Here is a 23,591-nt window from a genome sequence, read left to right on the forward strand (position 1 = left end):
TGATTATATTCTCCTTATTCTTGAAACACCATCGATTGCCTTAAGCTTTTTGAAAGTTTCTTCCAATTGGCCTCTGTTCTTTACCTCAAGGTTGATGTTACCATTGAAAACCCCGTTATTGGATTCGATAGACATACTTTTCATATCCATTCCCATAGCACCGCTTATGACGGTCGTTATATCATTAATCATTCCCATTCTGTCCAATCCTTCGATTTCAATTTTTATTCTGTTCTTAAAGCTTTCTGCATTCACCCATTTTGCGGGAATGACACGGTAATCATACTGAGCGCGCAGATTAATAGCATTCGGACAATTGTCACTGTGTACTTTAATCCCGTCAGAAATCGTAATAAATCCGAAAATTTTATCACCCGGAATTACTGTACAGCATTTGGCATAGGTATAATTCAGTTTTTCTTCATCTTTCCCAAAGACGATCATGTCAAGATTCTGCTCTTTAGGTTCTTCGTAATGTGTGTTTTTAGAAGGTGATTTTCTGAATCTGGAAAGTAAATTATTAAACACGTTTTTACTTTCAATATATTTCCTTAAGCTGCTTGCATCCAGTTCATTATTCTGGAATTTAAGAAATAACTCCTGTGAACTTTTAAGATTGAAGAATTTTTGCAGTTTATTGATTTCTTCATCGTTGAAATTGATTTTGGCGTGACGAAGCTTTCTTTGCAGAATTTCTTTTCCATCTTCTACCAACTGATTTTTTTGGGAATTCAAATAGCTTTTGATCTTGGATTTAGCCTTTGAAGTAACCACAAATTCCAGCCAGTCAGATTTTGGCTTTTGGTTTTGTGACGAAAGAATATCTACCTGATCTCCGTTTTGAAGAGTGTAGGAAATAGGAACAAGCTTACCGTTTATTTTTGCGCCTAAACATTTCATTCCTAAATCTGAATGCACAGCAAAGGCAAAATCAAGAGCCGTTGCATTGGTTGGTAAAATTTTAATTTCACCCTTTGGCGTAAATACAAAAACCTCTTTTGAATATAAATTCAGTTTAATATTGTCTAAAAGTTCCGACGTAGAAAGGTTTTGCTGCTGTTCCAGCACATCCCGGATCTCAGTGACCCAGTTTTCGAAATTTCGGTCTTCCGAACTTTGTTTATACCCTTCTTTGTATTTGTAATGGGCTGCAACGCCTTTTTCTGCAATTTCATCCATTCTTTCAGAACGGATCTGAACTTCGATCCATTTTTTATCAGGGCCAAGAACTGTTAAATGCAAGCTTTCGTATCCTGTAGAACGAGGTTGTGTGATCCAGTCACGCATTCTGGAAGGATTACTGTGATAAACATCCGTTACGATTGAATAGATTTTCCAAGCAAGAAATTTTTCATTCTTAGCATCAGATTTGTAAATGATTCTGATGGCGTAATTGTCAAAAACCTCTTCAAAGGAAACCCCTTGTTTCAGCATCTTTCTGTAAATAGAAGAAATCGCTTTTGCACGACCTTTAATTTTGAAGTTTAAGCCTTCTTCGTGTAATTTCTCCGAAACTTCTTTTTTAAACTCTTCAATATATCTTTCACGGCTTTCTTTTGCTAATTCTAATTTTTCCGTAATCTCGGTGTAAATATCCGGATTGTTGTATTTTAAAGAGAGATCTTCAAGCTCAGATTTGATGTTGTACAAACCCAAACGGTGAGCCATTGGCGCATAAATGTAAACCGTTTCGGAAGCAATTTTTTTCTGCTTGTCCGGAGCCATGCTTTCCAATGTACGCATGTTGTGAAGACGGTCTGCAATTTTAATTAAAATGACTCTGAAATCTTCAGAAAGAGTTAATAATAATTTTCTGTAATTTTCAGACTGTACCGAAATATTCTGATGATTCATGATGGAGATCTTCGTCAATCCGTTCACGATATTGGCTATTTTTTCACCAAAGATTTTTTTCAGGTCTTCATAGGTATAATCCGAATCTTCAATAACGTCATGCAAAAGGGCACATGCAATAGAAGTAGCGCCCAAACCAATTTCTGTAGCTACAATTTTGGCTACGGCAATAGGGTGGTAAATGTAAGGTTCTCCTGTTTTTCTTCTTTGTTCTTTATGAGCATCTAATGCAATATCAAATGCCTTTCGGATGAGTTTATTGTTTTCTTCATCCAAAGTTCTGTATGTGTTCGAAATTAAATCTTTATATCTCGCAAGAATTTCCTTATTTTCCTGCTCTAAATCATAACTCATATGAAATACCTATGTTTAGACGAATATACAAAAAAATAAGGACTTTTCAAACAACAAAATCCGTAGATCACTCTACGGATTCCTGGTTATTAGAATTTATATATTATTAAAATTTTACTTCAGAATCCATTCCAGAACTGGATCCTTTTATCTTTACTGCAGGACTGTTGTGGATTTCAGCTTTATTTCTTGCATCAATATATCCTTTTAGATGCGTGTAATCTGCCTGATCAATACTCATGTTTTCAAATAAATAAGTCTTATGAACAGCATTTTGGCTGAAGATATCTTTTGCAATATTAGCTTGGCTTGTGTCTTTTACTGCCACACTGGCAAGATATTGAGAATGATGCGGTGTGTCATTCAAATAGACAATATAATCAGAACTAGGGAAACCTGAATTTTCTAAATCAGTTTCAAGCTTTTTGTAATCGCTGTGATGTTCAAATAATCCAGCTAATATATTTGACATAGCAAGAGTTTTTAAATTGTACCTAAAGTTAATAATATTTTTTACAAGAATTGAATTATTTTCATTAAAATTTAATATTTTTTGGTTTTATCTATTGGATTGTTGTTTTATATTGTTTTTATTTTATTGAACGCTTGTTTAAATTTAAATATCTTTAAATAAAAAAGCGGGCTTTTAAAGCCCGCTTCCCTGATTTCTCAGTTCATATAGTTTAGTTAATTCGTTCGTTTTTAATCTCCTCTACAATTTCCGGATTCAATAGCGTTGAGATATCTCCGAAGTTGCTGAAATCTCCTTCTGCAATTTTTCTCAGAATTCTACGCATGATTTTTCCTGAACGGGTTTTCGGAAGTCCGGAAACAAACTGAATTTTGTCCAGCTTTGCGATCGGCCCGATCTGATCAGAAATCAATTGATTGATCTCTTTTACTAAATTCTCCTGCTTTCTGTCGGCTCCTGTATCTTTTAAAATTACAAATCCGTACAAAGCACTTCCTTTGATATCGTGAGGGAATCCTACAATTGCAGATTCAGCTACGGCAGGATGTTCGTTGATGCTGTCTTCAATCGGAGCTGTACCTAAATTGTGACCAGAAACAATAATTACATCATCTACACGACCGGTAATTCTATAATAGCCAACTTCGTCTCTCAAAGCACCGTCACCTGTGAAATATTTTCCAGGGAAAGCAGAGAAGTAGGTTTCTTTATAACGTTGGTGATCTCCCCAAATAGTTCTTGCAATTCCTGGCCACGGAAAACGGATGCACAAATTCCCCGTTACCTGATTTCCTGAAATTTCATTACGTTTATCATCCATCAAAACAGGTTGAATTCCCGGTAAAGGTAGAGTAGCATAAGTAGGTTTTGTCGGGGTGACAAAAGGAAGAGGTGAAATCATGATTCCTCCTGTTTCAGTTTGCCACCAAGTATCAACAACCGGACATTTTTTCTTTCCTACATGATCATTAAACCAATGCCACGCTTCATCATTGATGGGTTCACCTACAGAGCCAATGACTTTTAAAGTACTTAAATCATGTTTGTCAACCCATTCTGTACTTTCTTTCGCCAATGAACGAATGGCAGTAGGAGCGGTGTAGAATTGGGTTACTTTATGTTTTTCGATGACTTCCCAGAATCTGTCCGGTTCAGGATAGGTAGGAACTCCTTCGAAAATTACAGTGGTTGCCCCGTTTAAAAGAGGGCCGTACAGAATGTATGAATGTCCTGTAATCCAGCCAATATCGGCAGTACACCAATAAATATCGTTTTCTTTATAATTGAATACATTTTTGAAAGTATAAGCTGTATACACCATGTATCCGGCACAAGTATGAAGCATTCCTTTTGGTTTTCCTGTAGAACCGGAAGTGTACAGAATGAAAAGCGGATCCTCTGCATCCATAATGATGGTAACGAAATCGGGAGACGCTTTTTCATACAGATCGGCCAGCCAGAAATCTCTGTGTTCCTTCATTTTAATTGGATTGTTGGTTCTTTTTACCACCAGAACATTTTTAACGGTCGGTGTTTTTTCCAACGCTTCATCAACAATGCTTTTTAGATCTAAAACCTTGCTTCCTCTGTAGCTTCCGTCTGAAGTGATGACCATTTTTGCTCCACAGTCATTTACTCTTGAAGAAACAGCAGATGCTGAAAATCCTGCAAAAATGACAGAATGAACTGCGCCTAATTTGGCACAGGCCAACATGGTAATGGCTAACTCGGGAATCATTGGAAGGTAGATGCAGACTCTGTCTCCTTTTTCGATGCCCATTTCTTTTAGAACATTCGCTGTTTTGTTGACTCTCGTATATAATTCGTTGTAAGAAATATGCTGTGCCTCTTCTTTCGGGTCATTGGGTTCCCAGATAATAGCGGTTTTTTCGCCTCTTACGGAAAGGTGCCTGTCTAAACAGTTTTTGGTGATATTTAGTTTTGCGTTTTTAAACCAGGTGATTTTCGCTTCATTCATATCGTACTTTACGACTTTGCTCCATCTCTGATACCACACAAAATTTTGATCAGCTATCTTATCCCAGAATTTCTTAGGATTTTTGATAGAATTTTTATACTCTTCAAAATAGTGTGGCAAATCTTCTATTAGGTAATTTCTCATATCCCTTTCTTTTTTGAAATTTGAATTTTATTTAGATTAAATTTATGCTTAATTTCTTTTTCCAGCTCTATATTTAATGATTTTTTCCTGAATTTCTTCAATGATTTTTTCGTCATCAATCGTCGATGGAATCTGGAATTCTTTTCCGTTTAATAAAGTTCGGATTAATTTTCTTAGAATCTTTCCGGAACGTGTTTTTGGCAAGCGTTTTACCGTCATTACATTTTTAAGACAGGAGACAGCTCCTATTTTTTCACGGACTGTTTTTACAATATCTTTTTCTACCTCTTCTTCAGAAATTACTGAACCGTTTTTTAAAACAACCGAAGCAAAAGGAATCTGTCCTTTCAGATCATCATCAATTCCGACAACGGCACATTCTGCAACATCGGGATGTGACGAAACGATTTCTTCCATTTCTGAGGTTGAAAGTCTGTGACCCGCAACGTTGATAACATCATCTACTCTTCCTGTGATGAAAATGTATCCATCTTCATCTTTTATTGCTCCGTCTCCTGAAAAATAATAACCGTTATACTGCGATAAATAACTGCTTTGAAAACGCTCATTATCATTCCATATTCCAAGTAAAGCTCCGGGAGGAAGCGGAAGCTTGATAATTAAATATCCTTCTTGGTGTGCATCGAGTTCGTATCCGTTTTCATCGAATATTTTTATATCATAACCCGGAATCGGTTTTCCTGCTGCTGCTCTTTTAATGTTGTAATTCTCATCGAAAGTCATTAAACCTAACATTGGCCAACCGGATTCTGTTTGCCACCAATGGTCGATTGTGGGAACTCCTATATGTTCTGCAAACCAGTCTAAAGTAGCTACATCACATCTTTCTCCTGCTAAAAACTGTTTTTTGAAATGGCTTAAATCATATTTTTTTACCAGTTCACCATTCGGATCTTCCTTTTTGATCGCGCGAATTGCTGTTGGAGCAGTGAACATCACAGACACTTTATATTCCGAAATAATTCTCCAAAACGTTCCCGCATCAGGAGTCATGATGGGCTTTCCTTCGAAAATAATAGTCGTATTTCTGTTAATTAGTGGTCCGTAAACCGAAAAACTGTGACCGACTGCCCAGCCAAAATCGGAAGCGGCCCAATACGTTTCGCCTTGTTCAACGCCATAAATATATTTCATGGAAAATTTCAAAGCTGTCGCGTAACCTCCTGTGTCGCGAGTAATTCCTTTTGGTTTTCCTGTTGTTCCTGATGTGTACAATAAATAGAGTGGGTGAGTGGATTCTAAGGAAACACAGTCTACGGATTCTGACCTTTGAACTAATTCTTCATAATCAATCAATCCATCAAACATTTCGTGTTGATTGTCAACCAATTTTCTGTTGTAAACGATGATATTTTCAACTTTATCCTGAGCTAATTCGATTGCCTTTTCAACTAATGGCAAATACGGAATTCTCTTAGCAATTTCAACTCCTGCTGTTGCTGTGATCAGAGCTTTGGGCTTGCAGTCATCAATTCTTACCACCAATTCGTGGGGTGCAAAACCTCCGAAAACTACATTGTGAATCACTCCGATTCTGGCACAGGCCAACATTGCAAACAGAGTCTGCGGAATCATTGGCATATAAACAACAGCGGTATCGCCTTTTTTCAAACCCAATGAAACTAAACCTCCCGCAAGCTTTGAAATTTCTTCCTTAGCCTGATTAAAAGTGTAAGTTTTCTTCTGATGGGTAACGGGAGAATCATAAACAATGGCAACTTGTTCTCCAAAACCGTCTTCAATATGTTGGTCAATACATAAATAGCACATATTCAGCTTTCCATCGGAAAACCACTGGGTGTAATCTGTTTCATCTTTGGAAAGAATCTGGGTAGGAAACTCAAACCAGTTGATTTCCTGTGCCTGTTCTTTCCAGAAATTCTCTTTATCTTCTATACTTCTTTGAAATAAAATGTCTCTGTCCATATCAATTTATTGTGTTTTTATTGTTTTGCATTTTTTGTCATTGCGAGGAACGAAGTGACGAAGCAATCCTTTACTATTCTTAATTCCTAAATCAATCTTAATGGTTAAAAAAAATAAGGTTTCTCACTGCATTTCTTTCAGAATGACAATTCCATGTAGGTTTTAAATATTTTCTCTATCATCTATAAGTCTATTCAAACATTTCTTCAATCTGCTGCATCAGTTTTTTAATTGAGTAAGGTTTGGTTACATATGCATCGGCTCCCATTTCCAATCCCCGTTCAATATCTTTCGGGTTGTTTTTAGCACTCAGGAAAATGACTTTTGTATCTTTTAATTTTTCGTCCTGCTTGATAAGTTCCAGCGTGCTGTAGCCATCAAGATTAGGCATCATAATATCTAATAAAATCACATCCGGAGTCATTGTTTTTAAAAAATCCAAAACCTCTGTTCCGTCTCTTGCGATAAAAACATCATAGCCACTTTTCTTAAAACTGTATTCCAGTGACATTAATATTTTGTGTTCATCATCTGCGATAACGATCTTTTTCATGTTGTGTGTTTAGCTGTGTTCAACTTCATTTTTATGTTCTTGTGTTCTATTGGGGAGGGAGATAGTGAATGTTACACCAAGTCCGCTGTTTTCTGCTTTTATGGTTCCGCCTTGTGCCTGAACTATTTTTTTTGAAATAGCCAATCCAAGTCCACTTCCTGTTGGCTTTAAAATGTTTTGATTTTTAGACTGATAAAATTTGTCAAAAATCATTTCCAGATCTTCTTCAGGAATATGTTTTCCGGTGTTGAAAATTTTAATAACTAATTGATTTTCTTTTTCAGATAATTTTGTCTGAATTGTTCCCTGTTCATCAGTAAACTTTAAAGCATTTCCTAAAATATTCTGAAATAGCTGAATCATTCTTGCTTCATCATAATCAAACGAAAAATTGTTCAGAAGATTCACTTCGCTCAAATGAATATTTTTCTGCTGAATCAAATGAAGGAGAGGATTTAAAGCCTTTTTATAGGTTTCAATGATATTGTTTTCCTGAATATGTAAAACAATTTCTCCATGTTGAAGTTTATCCAGATACAGAATATCATTGATGATTTCACTCAATCGGTCAGATTCCGTAATGATATTGTTTAAAAACTCTCTTTTAATATCTAAAGGAATATCGTCATCGTCTGCTAAAATTTCCCCGGCAGAACGAATTGCGGTAATAGGAGTTCTCAATTCATGAGCAACGGAATCCAGAAAATCATCTTTTTGATGGTCTTTGATGATTAAGTTTTCATTAGCTTTTCTCAGGTCATCAGATAATTTTTGTAATTCTTCCGACTGTTCGGTCAGCTTTTTATTAAGTATAATATTCTCTTTAGACTCTTCTAAAATGTTTAATACTTCTTTTAAAGATATTTTATCTTCTTTTGTTACCCCTTCAATTAAAATTTTTGCAGAAGCAGTTCCGATTCTTCCGGCTAAAAGGTTTTCTGAAAACTTGATAAATCTTGAATCAGCAGTTTCTGCCTGAGAATCAATATTATATTTTAAATTAAAAATCCTTAAAGCTTGTTCGGTTTTATTTTTTCCTAAAAATCTTTCCAGAATATTTTTAATGTCTGAAACATACGCTGTTCCGCGCCAGATGAAAGCATTTTCGTGGTTTTGAATGTATTTGTCAATATCAACATACAGTTCGGCAAAATTTCGTTCGCGGTAATTTCCTTTGCTGCTTACAGAAAGAATGGTAAATAATCCGGTGTTGACCAAAATAGACCAAAAGAAAATCTGGGGAATTCTTCCTAAGAAAGAAATTTTAAAGAAATCAAAAGCATTATACATATCCCTCAAAACTCCTTTGAATTCCTGGTTGTAAGCGAAATAATACTGAGGAATGATCATCCCGAAATAGCAAATTGCCAAACCTGCCAATAATCCGATCACTGCACCTTTGTAGCTTCCTCTTCGCCAGAAAATAGCTCCGAAAAACGCAGGAGCCAGCTGTGCAATCACGACAAATGAGATCAGTCCAACAGAATCTAGTGAAGTTTTTAAAATGAAATACTTATAGAAAACAAACGCCATGATGATCAATGCAAAAATGCTGAATTTCCTGATATTGGTGATAAGTTTGGTGTTTTGAGTCTCATTTTCTGATTTCAGCTTTCCTAATAATCCGTAAGGAATAATTAAATTGTTGGAAAGCATAATAGATAAAGTAATCGCAGAAATGATGATCATTGAAATGCAGGAGCTTAATCCTCCAAGAAAAACCAAAACAGTGATCAAAGTATTACCAAAATGCTGCGGAATTAAAATAGAGTAAAACTCAGGGTTTACTTTTTGTCCGTCAAAGATCAATCTTCCACCCCAAGCAATGGGGAAAATAAATATGGTAAAGATCAGTAAGTAAAGCGGGAAAAACCAAATGGCTGTTTTAATATGCTTTTCCTGTCTGTTTTCAACAATCGCGGTGTGAAACTGTCTTGGCAAAATACAAATTGCGGTTCCTGAAATCAAACACAAAATCATCCAGTTCATGGCATCTTCAATTCCGTTAAAGGTATTTTTTTCTTTAAAATCCTCAAACTGATTTGCCTTTTGATAGATGTCAGAAAATCCATCAAATACAAAGTAAATAACAAATAATCCTAAAATAATAATAAAGAATAGTTTGAGGAAACTCTCTAAAGCGATTGCAGAAATAATTCCTAAACGTTTTTCTGAGGCATCAACGTATCTTGTTCCGTAATAGGAAGAGAATAACGCAATTAAAATAACAACGAAAGTGGCATTGTCTGTTAAGATGTTTTTAGACATTGGAGTTTCCGTCACCAAGTGAAAAGTTTCAGAAATTGCCTTGATCTGTAAACCGATATAAGGAACAATTGCCAAAAGACAAACAACCGTAATGATCGCACTAAAACTTCTGCTGTTACCGTATCTTAGAGAAATGAAATCGGCTAAACTACTGATTTTATTCACTCTTGCAATTCTTACAATTCTTGTGTTGATGTAGATCCATGCAGGGATAATCATGATGGGACCAATGTAAATGGGAAGATAATTGAGTCCGCTGGTTGCGGCAACACCAATGCTTCCATAGTACGTCCATGCTGTGCAGTACACAGCCAGAGAAAGCGCGTAGATGTAAGGATTGTTGATCCAAAGCTTACTTTTTTTCTTCTCCGCCAAATATGCGACTAAGAACAAAAGTGCCAGATAAAACAAAACCACGGTAAATAACGCGAAACTACTCATCATACTTTTTTACGATTACAAAAGAAATAATGATGGAAACCATCCAGATCACGAAAATATAAATCAGAATCATCGGATAGCCGAAAACTTCCCTCTCGCTGTTGAATAACAGAGAAATAGGAATGCTGAATGCAATCAGAAGTCCGATGCTTAAAATGATTAGCTTTTGTTCGTGTCTCTTTTTCATAATGATAATTGATAAAAGATAATTGATGAATAAATGCTGGATCATTCATCAATTATCATTCATCGTTTATAAATTAAACTTTATCGTCAGAATATTCTCCCGTTAAGGCATAATAGCCGAAAATGGCTAATCCGCCTGAGATAATTGGCATCAGAACAAATAAGATGATGATTCCGAAAACCAGATCTTCCTGTTTTCCTGAGGTTATTTTTGGGATTCCCAAAACCGTAATTCCGAAATATCCTACGACCAGCGCAATGGCTATCCAAAGTATGCCTAATATTTTTTTTAGTCCGTTCATTTTAGTTGTTTTAAAATTAATAAAAATTTGAGTGATTCAGTGCCTAATCGTGAATATTATTGTTCTTGCTTTTAAGATAAAATAATCCGATGACCAAGCAGACTGTGGCAACTCCGATCGGATACCAAAGTCCTTCTAAATACCATGTTGCATGTCCTGCATCTTTTCCTGTGGTTACCAAGTAGGTGGCAACAGCCGGAAGCAAGCCTCCGAATACCCCGTTTCCGATGTGATAAGGCAGAGACATTGAGGTGTAACGGATTCTCACGGGGAACATTTCCACTAAAAATGCAGCAATAGGACCATACACCATCGTTACGAAAATTACCTGAACAAATACTAAGAATACCAAATACCATTTCGTATTGTCTTCTAATTTAATGGTTTGAGAAACTTTTGGTTCTTCCGCTTTACCGTCTTTCATCACTGGTCCGTTGGGTGACCAATGGGTTACACTGTCTTTTTTAATTAATGTTCCGTCTGTATAAAGTGTTTCCTTATGGAATGTTACTAAACTGTCGGTTGTAATTTTATCGTGAATTTTTGCTGTTCTTTTCTCTGTAATTCCGTTAGCTGCAATTGTTTTGTTTTCCAGATTGATGCTTTTAAACATAGAATCATAAATCGGTCTGTACGCTAAAATGGCGACCAGCATTCCGGTTAACATTACTGCTTTTCGTCCGATTTTATCAGAAAGCCAGCCGAAAAATACAAAGAATGGGGTTCCTAAAAATAAAGCGGTTGCCATTAATGAATCGACCTGTGCAGATTCCACATTCATTACTTTTTGAAGGAAACTCATCGCATAGAATTGTCCAGTGTACCAAATTACTCCTTGTCCCATCGCTGCTCCGAATAAAGCCAATAAGACAAATTTGAAGTTAAATTTATTTCCGAAACTTTCTTTTAAAGGATTTTTAGAAGTTTTTCCTTCACTTTTAGCCTTTGCAAAAAGCGGAGATTCTTTCATATTTCTTCTGATGATATAAGAAACTCCCACCATTAAAATAGAGATCCAGAACGGAACTCTCCAACCCCAACCATCAAATTCTTCCGCAGAAAGAGAGGTTTTCGTTACCAGGATTACGATCAGTGAAATAAAAAGTCCTGCTGTTGCTGTCGTCTGAATCCAAGAAGTCCAGTAACCTCTTCTTCCTGGTTGTGCATATTCAGCGACATAAGTTGCGGCTCCTCCGTATTCTCCACCTAAAGCCAACCCTTGTAATAATCTTAAAATTAAAACTAAAACAGGCGCCATAAATCCGATGGTCTCATAACTTGGGATACATCCGATAAGAAATGTTGAAAATCCCATGATGAGTAAAGTAACCAAGAAGGTGTATTTTCTTCCGATAATATCTCCTAATCTTCCGAAGAACAAGGCTCCGAAAGGTCTTACCACAAATCCTGCCGCAAAAGTAGCAAGCGTAGATAAAAATGCTGCGGTAGGATTATCTGCCGGGAAAAACTTAGTGGCTAAAACTATGGCTAAACTTCCGAAGATGTAGAAGTCGTACCATTCTATCAGTGTGCCGAGTGATGAGGCAGTGATAACGCTCCATATCGTGCGGTTTTTCTGCTTTTCGGTCATGTTTTCGTAGGCATCGTGATGATTTTCGCTCATATTGCTTAAATTTTGATGTTAGTTAAATTGATATTGAGTTTTCTGAAAGTTTGTTTTGATGTAATAGCAAAAGGATCAAAAGGTTAATGTGTTAATTGTATTGGTTAAAAAAAACTTTTACTTTATTCTTTTGCGAACTTTTCTATTTCAAACAATTGAATAGCTTTTGTCTCTTTTGTGGTTAGAATTTCCTATAAATAAATCTGGAACTGCATGATGAACTCTCCTTTAGATTTAGGACTTTCTGTAGGACTCGTATACATGGGTCTTGTTGAATATTGAGTAGTTATTTTCGCGTGATGTCCATCTATGAACCAATTGGCACCGATATCGAACTGTGATGAAGATTTGTCAAATGCTTCAAAGCTTTTGTGAGTGTAGGCTGCAAATGGCTGGATTCTGACTTTTGGCTTTTCTGTTTGATTAGGTAATAATAATCCGGCTTGTGCATAGATAATATTACCTGTTCCGATAGTGGGTTGTAGATTTCCCGGCCCTGCAATAGCTTTATCCCCGATAAAATTAGGATCTGCAGAAGCAATATTCATGATTCCTAAATTTCTGATGTAGTTGGGACCGAATTGATAATTGTAATACCCTGCATAAGCGGAAACGGCCATTTTATTTTTTGCATTTCCCAAAGGGATATCTGCAAAAGCATCCACAGCAACGAGTGTAATATCGTGTTTTTCAATAGCTGAATTCACAGAAGTTCGTGTTCCGTCTTTTTGGTGGTAAAAACCAGCACCTACATTGAAAACCTTTTTCGTACCTAAGTAAGATCCTACCTTAAAAGGAAGAGTATTGGATTCCTCATCTAAAAATTGATATTCGACATATCCTGCTTTTGAGAAATTGGGATTTCCGTTGTTGTCTACCGCTACAGCTTTTGAAGGATCGGTAACATTTGTTGGGATTAGATCTGTAGCAAAAGGTTTATTTAAACTAAAACGGTATTCCAGTTTTCCGTACTTTCCTTTCGCAAACATTCCTAATTGTCTTGCAAACTGGTCAGAATTGTCAATCAATGGCCAGCTGAAAATAGGGGAGTCTACCGTAAGGAAGTTTAATGTTGAAGCCATCGTCATACGGGAAAGCCCCATGTAGTAATGTAATCCTGCTCCTAAAGATAAACTGAATTTTCCTGCTTCTCCAGGGAGAACAACTGCATATTCGTTCCAGGCATCATGAAAAAAAAGCTGCGGTTTTTTACCATTTCCGTATCCTCCTGTTCCTGAAGTCCCAGAACCACCACCATTGATAAATGTCTGATTATTAATTCCAAAATGTCCCAAAATCATATATCGTTTGGAAATTTGCGCATACGCTAAAACACGTAATCGTCTGTTCCCTAAACTCCAGGAGTTGTCGGTCGCTTCTCCACCAACCATACTTCCTGGGTTCATTTGTGTGTTTCTTAACCAAAACTGATCCCATAAAATAAATCTGACGTATTTATCACCTTGTTGATTCAAGTTAACTTTCAGTCCGTTTCCGTAATCGGGAGAACCCTGAGAATACAAAGAGTTGCTAATTAAAGCTAATCCAATAAAAGTGAGTAATTTCTTCATAAATTAACAATTTTTGGTGTTCTTTTTTGTGAAAGCCAAATTGTAATTAATAATTTGTTTGAAGAAATTTAATATATATTTATGGTAATAGTATAGTTATAAGCTTTGAATGATGAATTATAAATTAAAAAAATACTAAAATTTTGAATTTATTTTATATTCAATTATTTGATTTTTAAAGTATTAATTTTATTTGTCAATGTGTGAAAAACTTATAACTTATAATTAATAACTTATAACTCTCATAACCTATTTTTTAAATCGTTCCCATTTGATCAACATATATTTATCAGCAAATTGAGTAATGATTAACCCTGAATTTTTAATATTTTCTTCTTTGCTCATATAGTCGATCAATTCATTTTGTTTTAAAATTTTATAGACCGGATGGAATTCGGAATGAGGAGGTCTTATGATGTTATATTTTTTGATCCATGAGCTTATTGTGACATGAGAAACGCCTATGATTCTTTCTATTTCACGGAAACTTAAGCCTTCAAGATATAGCTGTAAAGCTTTTGTTACGTAGTAATCGTCTATTTGTTTTCCTAGCTTTTTTACAGTGAAATAATAGTTACAGTCTTTGCAGTGGAAACGTTGTTTTTCATTTACGATTCCGCTTTTTACCACTTTTGTGCTGTTGCATTTTGGGCATTGATTTTCCATAACTATATTTTTTTAGCAAATATATAATAATTTAGCAAAATGTTAATTTAGTGTAAAGATAAAATTACCTGTATATTAATTAATTTCAATAAAATTATCTTTTTTATTTGGATTTAAAAGAAATTATATTTTAAATTTGCCAAAAAATTTAGATAAATAAATGGAAATAGAAATTTCCTCATCCATACATCTGATGTATGTGAGTGAAATACAGCAGGAAATGTACGATTCTGCACAGCGTAGAGGGACGGGTATCGCAAAACGTTCCATAGAGTATTTAAGTAAGAAAATTTCAGAAGGCAATGCTGTGGTGGCTACTGAAAATGGAGAGTGGGTAGGTTTCTGCTATATAGAAACCTGGTCGCATGGTCAGTTTGTGGCCAACTCCGGACTGATTGTTTCACCGAAATTCAGGGAAAGGGGTGCTGCGACTTTAATTAAAAATAAAGTTTTCCAATTATCTAGAGATAAATATCCGAATGCGAAAGTTTTCGGGCTTACGACAGGTCTTGCCGTAATGAAAATCAACAGTGATTTAGGCTATAAACCGGTAATTTATTCTGAACTGACTCAGGATGAAGAATTCTGGAATGGTTGTAAAAACTGTGTGAATTATGATATTTTAATGAAGAAAGAACGAAAAAACTGTCTTTGTACAGCGATGCTTTTCGTTCCGGACAATATAACAAAAAATGGAGCTGCCTATACGCAGCCGGAAATTAAATATAGCAATGAACAAGAAAGTCATCTTAGCGTTTAGCGGAGGTTTGGATACCTCTTACTGTGCTAAATATCTTAGTGAAACACTAAGATATGATGTGTATGCAGTTACTGTAAATACCGGAGGTTTTTCTAAAGAAGAGGAAAAAGAACTGGAGAAAAAAGCCTTCAATCTTGGGGTGAAAGAATACAGGTGCGTAGATGCTCAGGAAGATTATTACAATTCTTGCGTTAAGTATTTGATTTTTGGGAATGTCTTAAAAAACAATACCTATCCTTTGTCTGTAAGCGCAGAACGTACGATTCAGGCACAGGAAATTGCAAAATTCGCGATTGAAGTTGGAGCTGATGCGATTGCGCACGGAAGTACAGGGGCGGGAAACGATCAGGTTCGTTTTGACCTGATCTTCCAGGTAATGTGTCCAAATGTGGAAATCATTACCCCGATTCGTGATATGGCTTTGTCCCGTGAAGATGAAATTGAGTTTTTGAAAAGTCATGGCTACGAAATGGAATTTCAGAAAGCGCAATATTCTGTGAATAAAGGACTTTGGGGAACTTCTGTTGGTGGAAAAGAAACATTAACATCAAGAAATTATCTGCCTGAAGAAGCTTTTCCTTCACAAATTAAAAAAACTCAGCCTTCGGAATTGGAAATTGAGTTTAAAAATGGTGAAGTGGTAGCGGTGAATGGAGAGAATTTTGAACATTCTGTGTATGCGATTCAGAAAATTGAAGAATTGGCTTCTGCTTACGGAATTGGTCGTGATATTCATGTTGGAGATACGATTGTCGGAATCAAAGGAAGAGTAGGTTTTGAAGCAGCAGCAGCGTCAGTAATTATCAAAGCTCACCATTTATTGGAAAAACATACGCTTTCAAAATATCAGCAGATGATGAAATCTCAATTATCCGACTGGTACGGAAACTGGCTTCATGAAGCACTTTTCTTAGATCCTGTGATGAGAAATATCGAGTCTTTCTTAGTAGATTCTCAAAAAACGGTAAGCGGAAAAGTGTTTGTAACCCTTCACCCCTACAGATTCATCTTAAATGGAATTGAATCTGAACATGATTTAATGTCTGATAAATTCGGAAGTTATGGAGAAGCAAACAGAGCTTGGACGGGCGAAGATGTAAAAGGATATACGAAAATTGTAAGCAATTCATTAAATATATATCACCAGATTAACGGATCGAAAATATGAAAACAGTAGGGATTGTAGGCGCCAACGGTTATACGGGAAGCGAATTGGTTCGTCTGCTGGCTTTTCATCCTCATGTGTCTTTGAGTTTTTTATATAGTCGTTCGAATTCGGGAACAAAGATTTCAGATTTGTACCCGGATTTAACGACGGTTTGTGAAATGATTTTGACAGATAAACCTGAAGAGGTGGATATTTTATTTTTATGTCTTCCTCACAAAGAAAGCCAGAATTGGCTGATTCAAAATCCTGTAAAAGATTTAACGTTGGTCATCGACTTAGGAAATGATTTTCGTTTAGATGGAAATTTTTTAAACAGAAATTTTATCTACGGTTTGCCTGAAATCAACAAAAAACAACTTTCAGGAGCAAAGAGCATTGCCAATCCGGGATGTTTTGCAACGGCAATTCAGTTGGCTTTGCTTCCGTTGGCTCAAAAAGGTTTGTTGAGTGAAGTGTATACAACGGGGATTACAGGTTCAACAGGTGCGGGTCAGTCTTTACAGGCGACGACGCATTTTACTTGGAGGAATGATAATATTTCAGCTTATAAAACTTTGACACATCAGCATGTGGATGAGATTTTGCAGCAGTTAGTTACTTTTAATACGAATGAAATCAGTCTGAATTTTGTTCCATGGAGAGGGGATTTTGCGAGAGGGATTTTTACAAGTTCCACGGTGAAAACAGATTTAGAACTTTCAGATATTGAGCAATTGTTTAAGGATTTTTATGCAGATGAGCCTTTTGTGAAGGTAAGCGAAAAAGCAATTGATCTAAAACAGGTTGTCAACACGAATCGCTGTGTGATTCATATAGAAAAGAGTGGAAATGTTGCGGTTATTCACTCAGCGATTGACAATTTGTTAAAAGGAGCTTCCGGACAGGCTGTTCAAAATATGAATATTGCTATGGGATGGGAAGAAAATTCAGGATTAAACTTAAAGCCGATTGCATTTTAAAAGTCAATCGTGAATTTTACAACTCCATTTAAAAGCGACTTAGGAAAATGGAGCGTCAAGAAAAATAGTTTTGTGAACGTTAAGAAAATTCTACTGTTTGAAGCGCGACACGAAAGTCGAACCGAAGAACAAATACTGATTTCGCGCAAGTTTTAGAATTTTTAGAGAACAAAAATATTTTTTAGCGGAAGTTTCCAGGTCTTGAACTTTTGTTTCTTTTGTTTCAAGACAAAAGAAAAATATAAAAAAAACAAAATATGAATTTATTCAACGTATATCCATTATTCAACATAAATCCGGTAAAAGCTCAGGGATCATTTCTTTGGGACGATAAAGGAGAAAAATATCTTGATTTTTACGGAGGTCATGCTGTGATTTCTATCGGTCACAACCATCCGCATTATCAAACTCAATTAAAAAGCCAATTAGATAAAATTTCTTTCTATTCAAACTCAGTTCAGAATACATTACAGACTGAACTGGCTGAAAAACTGGGAAAACTTTCAGGATTGGAAGACTACAGTTTATTCCTGTGTAATTCAGGCGCTGAAGCGAATGAAAACGCTTTAAAATTAGCTTCTTTTCATAACGGAAAAAGCAAAGTGCTGTATTTTTCAGGTTCATTTCACGGAAGAACTTCTGCGGCGGTTTCGGTGACAGATAATCCGAAAATTGTAGCTCCGGTAAACTATGACGAAAGATTTATTAAGTCTGACTGGAATAATATCGAACAGCTTGAAAATGTCTTTGAAAAGCAGGGAAACGAAATTTCATCAGTAATTATTGAAGGGATTCAAGGAGTTGGCGGAATTATGATTCCAACAATTGAATTTTTAACTAAAATCAAAGAATTATGTGAACAACATGATGTTGTTTTGATTTTGGATGAAGTTCAGTCAGGATACGGAAGAAGTGGGTATTTCTTTGCCCATCAGGAATTTGGAATTGAAGCGGATATCATTACTACAGCAAAAGGAATGGGGAATGGTTTTCCTATTGGTGGTGTTTTAATTCACCCTAAATTTAAAGCAAGCAATGGTTTGCTGGGAACAACTTTCGGAGGAAATCATTTGGCATGTGTTGCGGCGATTGCTGTATTGGACGTCATGAAAGATGAAAATCTCATCGAAAATGCTCAGAAAATGGGCGCTTATATTGAAAATGAAATTAAAGATTTTCCACATATTAAAACGATCCGAAGGAAAGGTTTGATGATTGGAATTGAACTCGACAGGGATTGCTCGGAAGTGAGGAACAGCCTGTTGTACAATCATCATATTTTTACAGGAAATTCTAATGATAAAGCTGTGTTGAGGATTCTTCCGGCACTTAATATTAAAAAAGAAGAAACTGATGTATTTATCAGTGCTTTGAAAAAAGTGTTAGAGAATATTTAACCTGTGAAAATTATATGATCTGTCTGCCATTCTGAACAAGACAAAATGAAACGAAGAATCTCTAAAATAGAGTTAAGATTCTTCCTTCGTCAGAATGACAAACATAATTTTCAATTGCTTAGTGAAACGCCATTGCGAACGAAAATATTTTCAAGTTTAACTAAAAAAACTTTGCAATCCTAGCGTTAAAAACTTTGCCAAAATGTGTAAGATAAAAAATCTTTAAAATCAAATTCAAAATGAAAAAATTCACCTCTGTAAGTGATGTTGAAAACTTACAGGAAATTATAAAAAAAGCTTTACAAATTAAAGCAGATCCTCTTTCGGAAACCGAAAAAGGAAAAGGAAAAACAATCGGACTTGTGTTTCTAAATTCAAGTTTAAGAACCCGTTTGAGCAGTCAGATTGCAGCTCAAAATTTAGGCTTAAATGTTTTAACGTTAAATGCAGCTCAGGAAGCATGGAACTTGGAATTTGCAGATGGTGCTGTTATGAACGGTGATACAGTCGAACATATTAAAGACGCTATTGAAGTATTAAACCAATATTGTGATATCATTGCCGTTCGTTGTTTTGCAGGAATGAAAAGTAAGGAAGATGATGTGAACGAAAGTATTTTAAGCCAGTTCGAGCAACATGCAAAAGTTCCGGTTATTTCTCTGGAATCCGCAACACGTCATCCTTTACAGAGTTTGGCAGATTGTATCACGATTACTGAAAACTGGAAAGAAGAACGTAAGCCGAAAGTAGTTTTAACCTGGGCTCCTCATATCAAACCGATTGCTCATGCAGTGGGAAATTCTTTCGCAGAATGGATGCAGGAAATGGATGTGGATTTTGTGATTACCAATCCTGAAGGATACAATTTAGATAAAAACTTTACAAAAGATGTAAAAGTAATCCACGATCAGGATGAAGCACTGAAAGATGCAGATTTTATTTATGTAAAGAACTGGTCTTCTTTTGATGATTATGCTGCAATGCCTGAAGTAAAAGAAAATTGGATGTTAACGAACGAAAAACTGGAAAATACCAATAATGCAAAAGTAATGCATTGTCTTCCTGTTCGTCGAAACGTGGAATTGAGTGATGAGGTAATGGATGGTGGAAATTCTATCATTTATCAGCAGGCAAAAAACCGAATTTTCTCAGCTCAGGCTGTTTTCTCTGAAATTTTGGATGAATTGAATTCTTAATAAAATCACACCTCATAGGTTTTTAAAAACTATGAGGTGTGACAATCAAAATGTATAAAAATGAAAGAAAAATTATACATCATAAAAATTGGCGGAGCATTAATTGATGATGATGAATTATTAGAGCAATTCTTGGAGCAGTTTTCTGAAATTCAGGAAAAGAAAATTCTTGTTCATGGTGGTGGAAAATTAGCAACGACTTTAGCAGATAAACTGGGAATTAAGCAAAAGCTTATTAACGGACGAAGAATCACGGATAAAGATACTTTGGATATTGTAGCGATGGTTTATGCAGGCGGGATCAACAAAAATATTGTGGCAAAATTGCAACAGAAAAAATGTAAAGCAATAGGTTTTTCCGGAGCAGATGCCAATCTGATTAAAGCTACAAAAAGAGAAGATGAGGAGATCGATTTTGGATTTGTAGGCGATATTACAGAGAAAAGCATCAATAAAAAAATCATTTCAAAGCTGCTTAAACTGGAATTGGTTCCTGTGTTTTCAGCGATTACTCACGATAAAAAAGGACATCTTTTTAATACCAATGCAGATACGATTGCCTCTGTAATTGCACAGGCTTTATCGGTGAAATATGATGTTGAATTATTGTATTGCTTTGATAAAGAAGGTGTTTTGGAAGACGTAGACGATCCGGAATCTGTCATCAAAAATATTTCAGAAGAAGAATTTTCAACCTTAAAAGATGAAGGTAAACTTCATAAAGGAATTCTTCCCAAACTGGAAAATGCTCTTGGAGCGGTAAAAAATAATGTAAATAAGGTATTCTTAATCAAAGAAACCGAACTGAAAAACCATATAGAACACCATCATGCAGGAACTGAAATCTGTTTATAGTAAAGAAGAATTACTGAATAATGCGATAGAATTATTGAAAAAACTGATTGAGATTCCGTCATTCAGCAAAGATGAATTTAATACGTCTGTAGAAATTGAAAATTTTTTCAAAAAGAATCAGATTCCTACAAAACGTTTTAAAAACAACATCTGGGCAGTGAATAAGAACTTTGATGTTTTCAAACCGTCAATTTTGCTGAATACGCATCATGATACTGTAAAACCTAATAAAGCATATACATTAGATCCGTTTTTGCCTATTGAAAAAGACGGGAAATTATTCGGATTGGGAAGTAATGATGCGGGAGCCTCTTTGGTTTCGATGGCGCAGGTTTTTTTACATTTTTTTGATAAAGAAGATTTAAAATATAATTTAGTTATTGCTTTGACGGCAGAGGAGGAGATTTCAGGGTTTGATGGGATCGAAGCTTTATTTCCACAGCTTCCGAATGTGGAGCTTGCTATTGTAGGAGAACCAACGCAGATGAATCTGGCGATTGCGGAAAAAGGACTTTTGGTTATTGACGGGGAAATGAAAGGAACTCCTTCTCATGCCGCTCATCCGAATGATGATAACTCAATTGTAAAATGCATGGAAGATCTCCAGAATATCTTAAACTTCAAATTTCCAAAAGTTTCGGATTATTTAGGTGAGGTTAAAGTTACACTTTCAGGGATTCATGCAGGTGTTCAGCATAATGTCGTTCCGGAATCATGTGCTTTTACTTTGGATGTAAGAGTTACTGATGAATATTCTAACAAAGAAGCGTTTGAAATTATTCAGTCGCAGATGAAATCAACGTTGGAAGCAAGATCTTTCAGGTTAAATTCTTCAAAAATAGAAATGGATCATCCATTTGTACAAGCGGGATTGGAAATTGGCAGGACAACTTACGGTTCACCAACTTCATCTGACCAGGCGATCATTCCTTGTACTTCAGTGAAAATCGGTCCCGGCGACAGCAGGCGTTCTCACACCGCGGATGAATTTATTTTCATTGAAGAAATTGCGGAGGGAATTGAGATTTACATCAAGATTCTGGAGAAAATTTTATAAGCTGGAAGTTAGTTGGAAGTTTGATGATGGAGGTTTGTAAACCGACCTAGGAAACGGAGGCGTTAAGAAAATTAATTCTGTGAACGTTAAGAAAATTCTTCTGTTTGAAGCGCGAGACAAATATTGAGATGAAAAACCAATTGCTGAGTTCGCGCAAGTTTTAGAATTTTTAGAGAACAGAAATGATTTTTAGCCGGAGTTTCCAAGTCTTGAACTTTTGTTTCTTTTGTTTCAAGACAAAAGAAATTTAGAAAAAAAATAGTTATTTTTTTTACTGTTTTGACCTTACTCAGCAGACGATGAAGTTTGAATATTTTTAATAAAGATTTATGCAAGAATTAATGTTAAAAATGAAAGACTTTAAAAATGTGGAAATGTTTAAAGTTGCAGAAATAGAAAATGGGTTCTGCTGAGTTGTCAAAATAGATTAAATTTTTAAAGAAAGAATATGAAAAAAATATGGCAGAAAGACGATAATGCCACCAATATATTAGTTAATCAATTTACAGTCGGGAAGGATCTTGACTTTGATGAGCGTTTGGCGAAATACGATGTCAAAGGTTCGATGGCGCACTGTAAAATGTTGGCAGAAGTTGGAATTATTTCCAATGAAGAATCGAAGCAGATGGTATCTGTTTTAGCAGAGATTTTAGAAGATATAGAAAACGGAATTTTTGAAATTGATAAAAGTGCGGAAGATATTCATTCGCAGGTGGAATCCATTTTAATTGAAAAATTAGGCGATACAGGAAAGAAAATTCATACCGCAAGATCACGTAATGATCAGGTTTTATTGGATATTAAACTGTATTTAGTGGATGAAATCCGTGAAATTACAGCATTGACGGATGAATTTTTTCAGATATTAATCAAACTGGCGGAACAGCATAAAAATGTTTTACTTCCGGGATATACCCATTTACAGATTGCAATGCCTTCCTCATTTGGATTGTGGTTTGGAGCGTATGCCGAAGCGTTGTTGGATGATGTCGAAATGTTATTTTCAGTAAAAAATATCATTAATAAAAATCCATTAGGTTCTGCAGCGGGGTATGGTTCATCTTTCCCGATTGATCGTGAGAGTACGACGTATAACTTAGGGTTTCAGTCTATGAATTATAATTCCGTTTACGCTCAGATGACGCGTGGAAAGTCGGAGAAAATGCTGTCGATGGCAATGGCGACTTTGGCGGGAACCTTGGGCAAATTTTCTTATGATGTATGTCTGTATTTGAGCCAGAATTTTGATTTTATCAGTTTCCCTAAAGAATTTACGACGGGAAGCAGTATCATGCCTCACAAGAAAAATCCGGATATTTTTGAATTGGTTCGTGCGCGTTGCAACAGAATTCAGGCGTTGCCCAATGAGTTTATTTTGTTGACAAATAATCTTCCTTCTGGGTATCACCGAGATATGCAGCTGACGAAAGAAATTCTTTTCCCGGCAATTGACTCATTAAAGGAATGTTTGGCAATTTTAAATTATACATTACCCAATATTCAGGTGAAAGACGGAATTCTGGAGGATGAAAAGTACAAATACCTTTTCAGCGTAGAGAAAATTAATGAAGAAGTAAAAAATGGAAGTTCATTCCGTGATGCTTATGTAAAAGTGGGGCAGGAGATTGAAAATAATGAGTTTGATTTTGAAATAGGAAATCTGAATCATACCCATCAGGGAAGTATCGGGAATCTGTGTCTGGATAAAATAGAATATCAGTTTAATAAACTGAAAAATAAATTATTGGGTTGATTTTATTTTAAACCATTAAGAGAGTTAAGGAATTAAGATTCTTATTTAAGCTAAACTTTTTAACTATCTTAATGGTTCAATCCAAT

18 protein-coding genes and 1 pseudogene are annotated in these 23,591 nt (G+C 35.6%); 8 read left to right on the top strand and 11 right to left on the bottom strand.

Annotation, left to right across the window (positions count from 1 at the left end; genetic code table 11):
* Positions 1–3 precede the first annotated feature (3 nt).
* The 11 genes and pseudogenes from JI747_RS01575 to JI747_RS01625 all read right to left on the bottom strand — a co-directional run bounded on the left by JI747_RS01575 (position 4) and on the right by JI747_RS01625 (position 14,360).
* A complete protein-coding gene (locus JI747_RS01575; RefSeq protein WP_225685788.1) occupies positions 4–2,208 on the bottom strand; it encodes a RelA/SpoT family protein in 2,205 nt (734 codons plus the stop codon).
* Between the two features lie 106 nt (positions 2,209–2,314).
* Positions 2,315–2,680 carry a hypothetical protein gene (locus JI747_RS01580; RefSeq protein WP_225685789.1) on the bottom strand — a complete coding sequence of 122 codons (366 nt, stop codon included), beginning with the start codon at positions 2,678–2,680 and terminating at the stop codon, positions 2,315–2,317.
* 211 nt (positions 2,681–2,891) lie between these two features.
* Positions 2,892–4,808: pseudogene (gene acs / locus JI747_RS01585) on the bottom strand (acetate--CoA ligase); the annotation flags it as partial.
* A 42-nt stretch (positions 4,809–4,850) separates the two neighbouring features.
* Positions 4,851–6,749 carry an AMP-binding protein gene (locus JI747_RS01590; protein WP_225685791.1) on the bottom strand — a complete coding sequence of 633 codons (1,899 nt, stop codon included), beginning with the start codon at positions 6,747–6,749 and terminating at the stop codon, positions 4,851–4,853.
* A gap of 190 nt (positions 6,750–6,939) precedes the next feature.
* A complete protein-coding gene (locus JI747_RS01595; protein ID WP_225685792.1) occupies positions 6,940–7,302 on the bottom strand; it encodes a response regulator transcription factor in 363 nt (120 codons plus the stop codon).
* A gap of 9 nt (positions 7,303–7,311) precedes the next feature.
* Positions 7,312–10,011 (bottom strand): ATP-binding protein, encoded by a 2,700-nt coding sequence (locus tag JI747_RS01600; RefSeq protein ID WP_225686783.1) that lies wholly within the window; start codon positions 10,009–10,011, stop codon positions 7,312–7,314.
* Positions 10,004–10,198, bottom strand: coding sequence for a hypothetical protein (locus tag JI747_RS01605; protein WP_225685793.1), 195 nt, complete (start codon positions 10,196–10,198; stop codon positions 10,004–10,006). Before JI747_RS01605 ends, JI747_RS01600 begins: the two co-directional genes overlap by 8 nt.
* Before the next feature lie 73 nt (positions 10,199–10,271).
* Complete coding sequence (locus tag JI747_RS01610) at positions 10,272–10,499, bottom strand: DUF6814 family protein (RefSeq protein ID WP_039365754.1); 228 nt, start codon at positions 10,497–10,499, stop codon at positions 10,272–10,274.
* A gap of 43 nt (positions 10,500–10,542) precedes the next feature.
* Positions 10,543–12,123, bottom strand: coding sequence for an MFS transporter (locus tag JI747_RS01615; RefSeq protein ID WP_225685795.1), 1,581 nt, complete (start codon positions 12,121–12,123; stop codon positions 10,543–10,545).
* Positions 12,124–12,314: 191 nt separating this feature from the next.
* Positions 12,315–13,694: a porin gene (locus JI747_RS01620; protein ID WP_225685797.1), complete on the bottom strand. Its 1,380-nt coding sequence runs from the start codon at positions 13,692–13,694 to the stop codon at positions 12,315–12,317.
* A 249-nt stretch (positions 13,695–13,943) separates the two neighbouring features.
* Positions 13,944–14,360, bottom strand: coding sequence for an IS1/IS1595 family N-terminal zinc-binding domain-containing protein (locus tag JI747_RS01625; protein ID WP_225685799.1), 417 nt, complete (start codon positions 14,358–14,360; stop codon positions 13,944–13,946).
* Positions 14,361–14,520: 160 nt separating this feature from the next.
* On the opposite strand from JI747_RS01625, the gene JI747_RS01630 reads away from it, so the two are divergent.
* The 8 genes from JI747_RS01630 (at position 14,521) to argH (ending at position 23,505) form a co-directional block, all read left to right on the top strand.
* Positions 14,521–15,120, top strand: coding sequence for a GNAT family N-acetyltransferase (locus JI747_RS01630; RefSeq protein WP_225685801.1), 600 nt, complete (start codon positions 14,521–14,523; stop codon positions 15,118–15,120).
* On the top strand, positions 15,092–16,288 hold the full coding sequence (locus JI747_RS01635; protein ID WP_225685803.1) for an argininosuccinate synthase: 1,197 nt from the start codon (positions 15,092–15,094) through the stop codon (positions 16,286–16,288). Before JI747_RS01630 ends, JI747_RS01635 begins: the two co-directional genes overlap by 29 nt.
* A complete protein-coding gene (argC, locus tag JI747_RS01640) occupies positions 16,285–17,247 on the top strand; it encodes an N-acetyl-gamma-glutamyl-phosphate reductase (protein ID WP_225685806.1) in 963 nt (320 codons plus the stop codon). The genes JI747_RS01635 and argC overlap by 4 nt, the downstream gene beginning before the upstream one ends.
* Before the next feature lie 257 nt (positions 17,248–17,504).
* Positions 17,505–18,644 carry an aspartate aminotransferase family protein gene (locus tag JI747_RS01645; protein WP_225685808.1) on the top strand — a complete coding sequence of 380 codons (1,140 nt, stop codon included), beginning with the start codon at positions 17,505–17,507 and terminating at the stop codon, positions 18,642–18,644.
* 239 nt (positions 18,645–18,883) lie between these two features.
* The gene (locus JI747_RS01650; protein WP_225685810.1) at positions 18,884–19,840 is read left to right on the top strand and encodes an N-acetylornithine carbamoyltransferase; all 957 of its coding nucleotides are present in this window, start codon (positions 18,884–18,886) and stop codon (positions 19,838–19,840) included.
* A 60-nt stretch (positions 19,841–19,900) separates the two neighbouring features.
* On the top strand, positions 19,901–20,695 hold the full coding sequence (gene argB / locus JI747_RS01655; protein ID WP_225685812.1) for an acetylglutamate kinase: 795 nt from the start codon (positions 19,901–19,903) through the stop codon (positions 20,693–20,695).
* Complete coding sequence (locus tag JI747_RS01660; RefSeq protein WP_225685814.1) at positions 20,670–21,752, top strand: M20 family metallo-hydrolase; 1,083 nt, start codon at positions 20,670–20,672, stop codon at positions 21,750–21,752. The genes argB and JI747_RS01660 overlap by 26 nt, the downstream gene beginning before the upstream one ends.
* Before the next feature lie 448 nt (positions 21,753–22,200).
* On the top strand, positions 22,201–23,505 hold the full coding sequence (argH, locus tag JI747_RS01665) for an argininosuccinate lyase (RefSeq protein WP_225685816.1): 1,305 nt from the start codon (positions 22,201–22,203) through the stop codon (positions 23,503–23,505).
* Positions 23,506–23,591 lie beyond the last annotated feature (86 nt).

Source organism: Chryseobacterium tagetis (assembly GCF_016735585.2).
Taxonomy (GTDB): Bacteria; Bacteroidota; Bacteroidia; order Flavobacteriales; family Weeksellaceae; genus Chryseobacterium; species Chryseobacterium tagetis.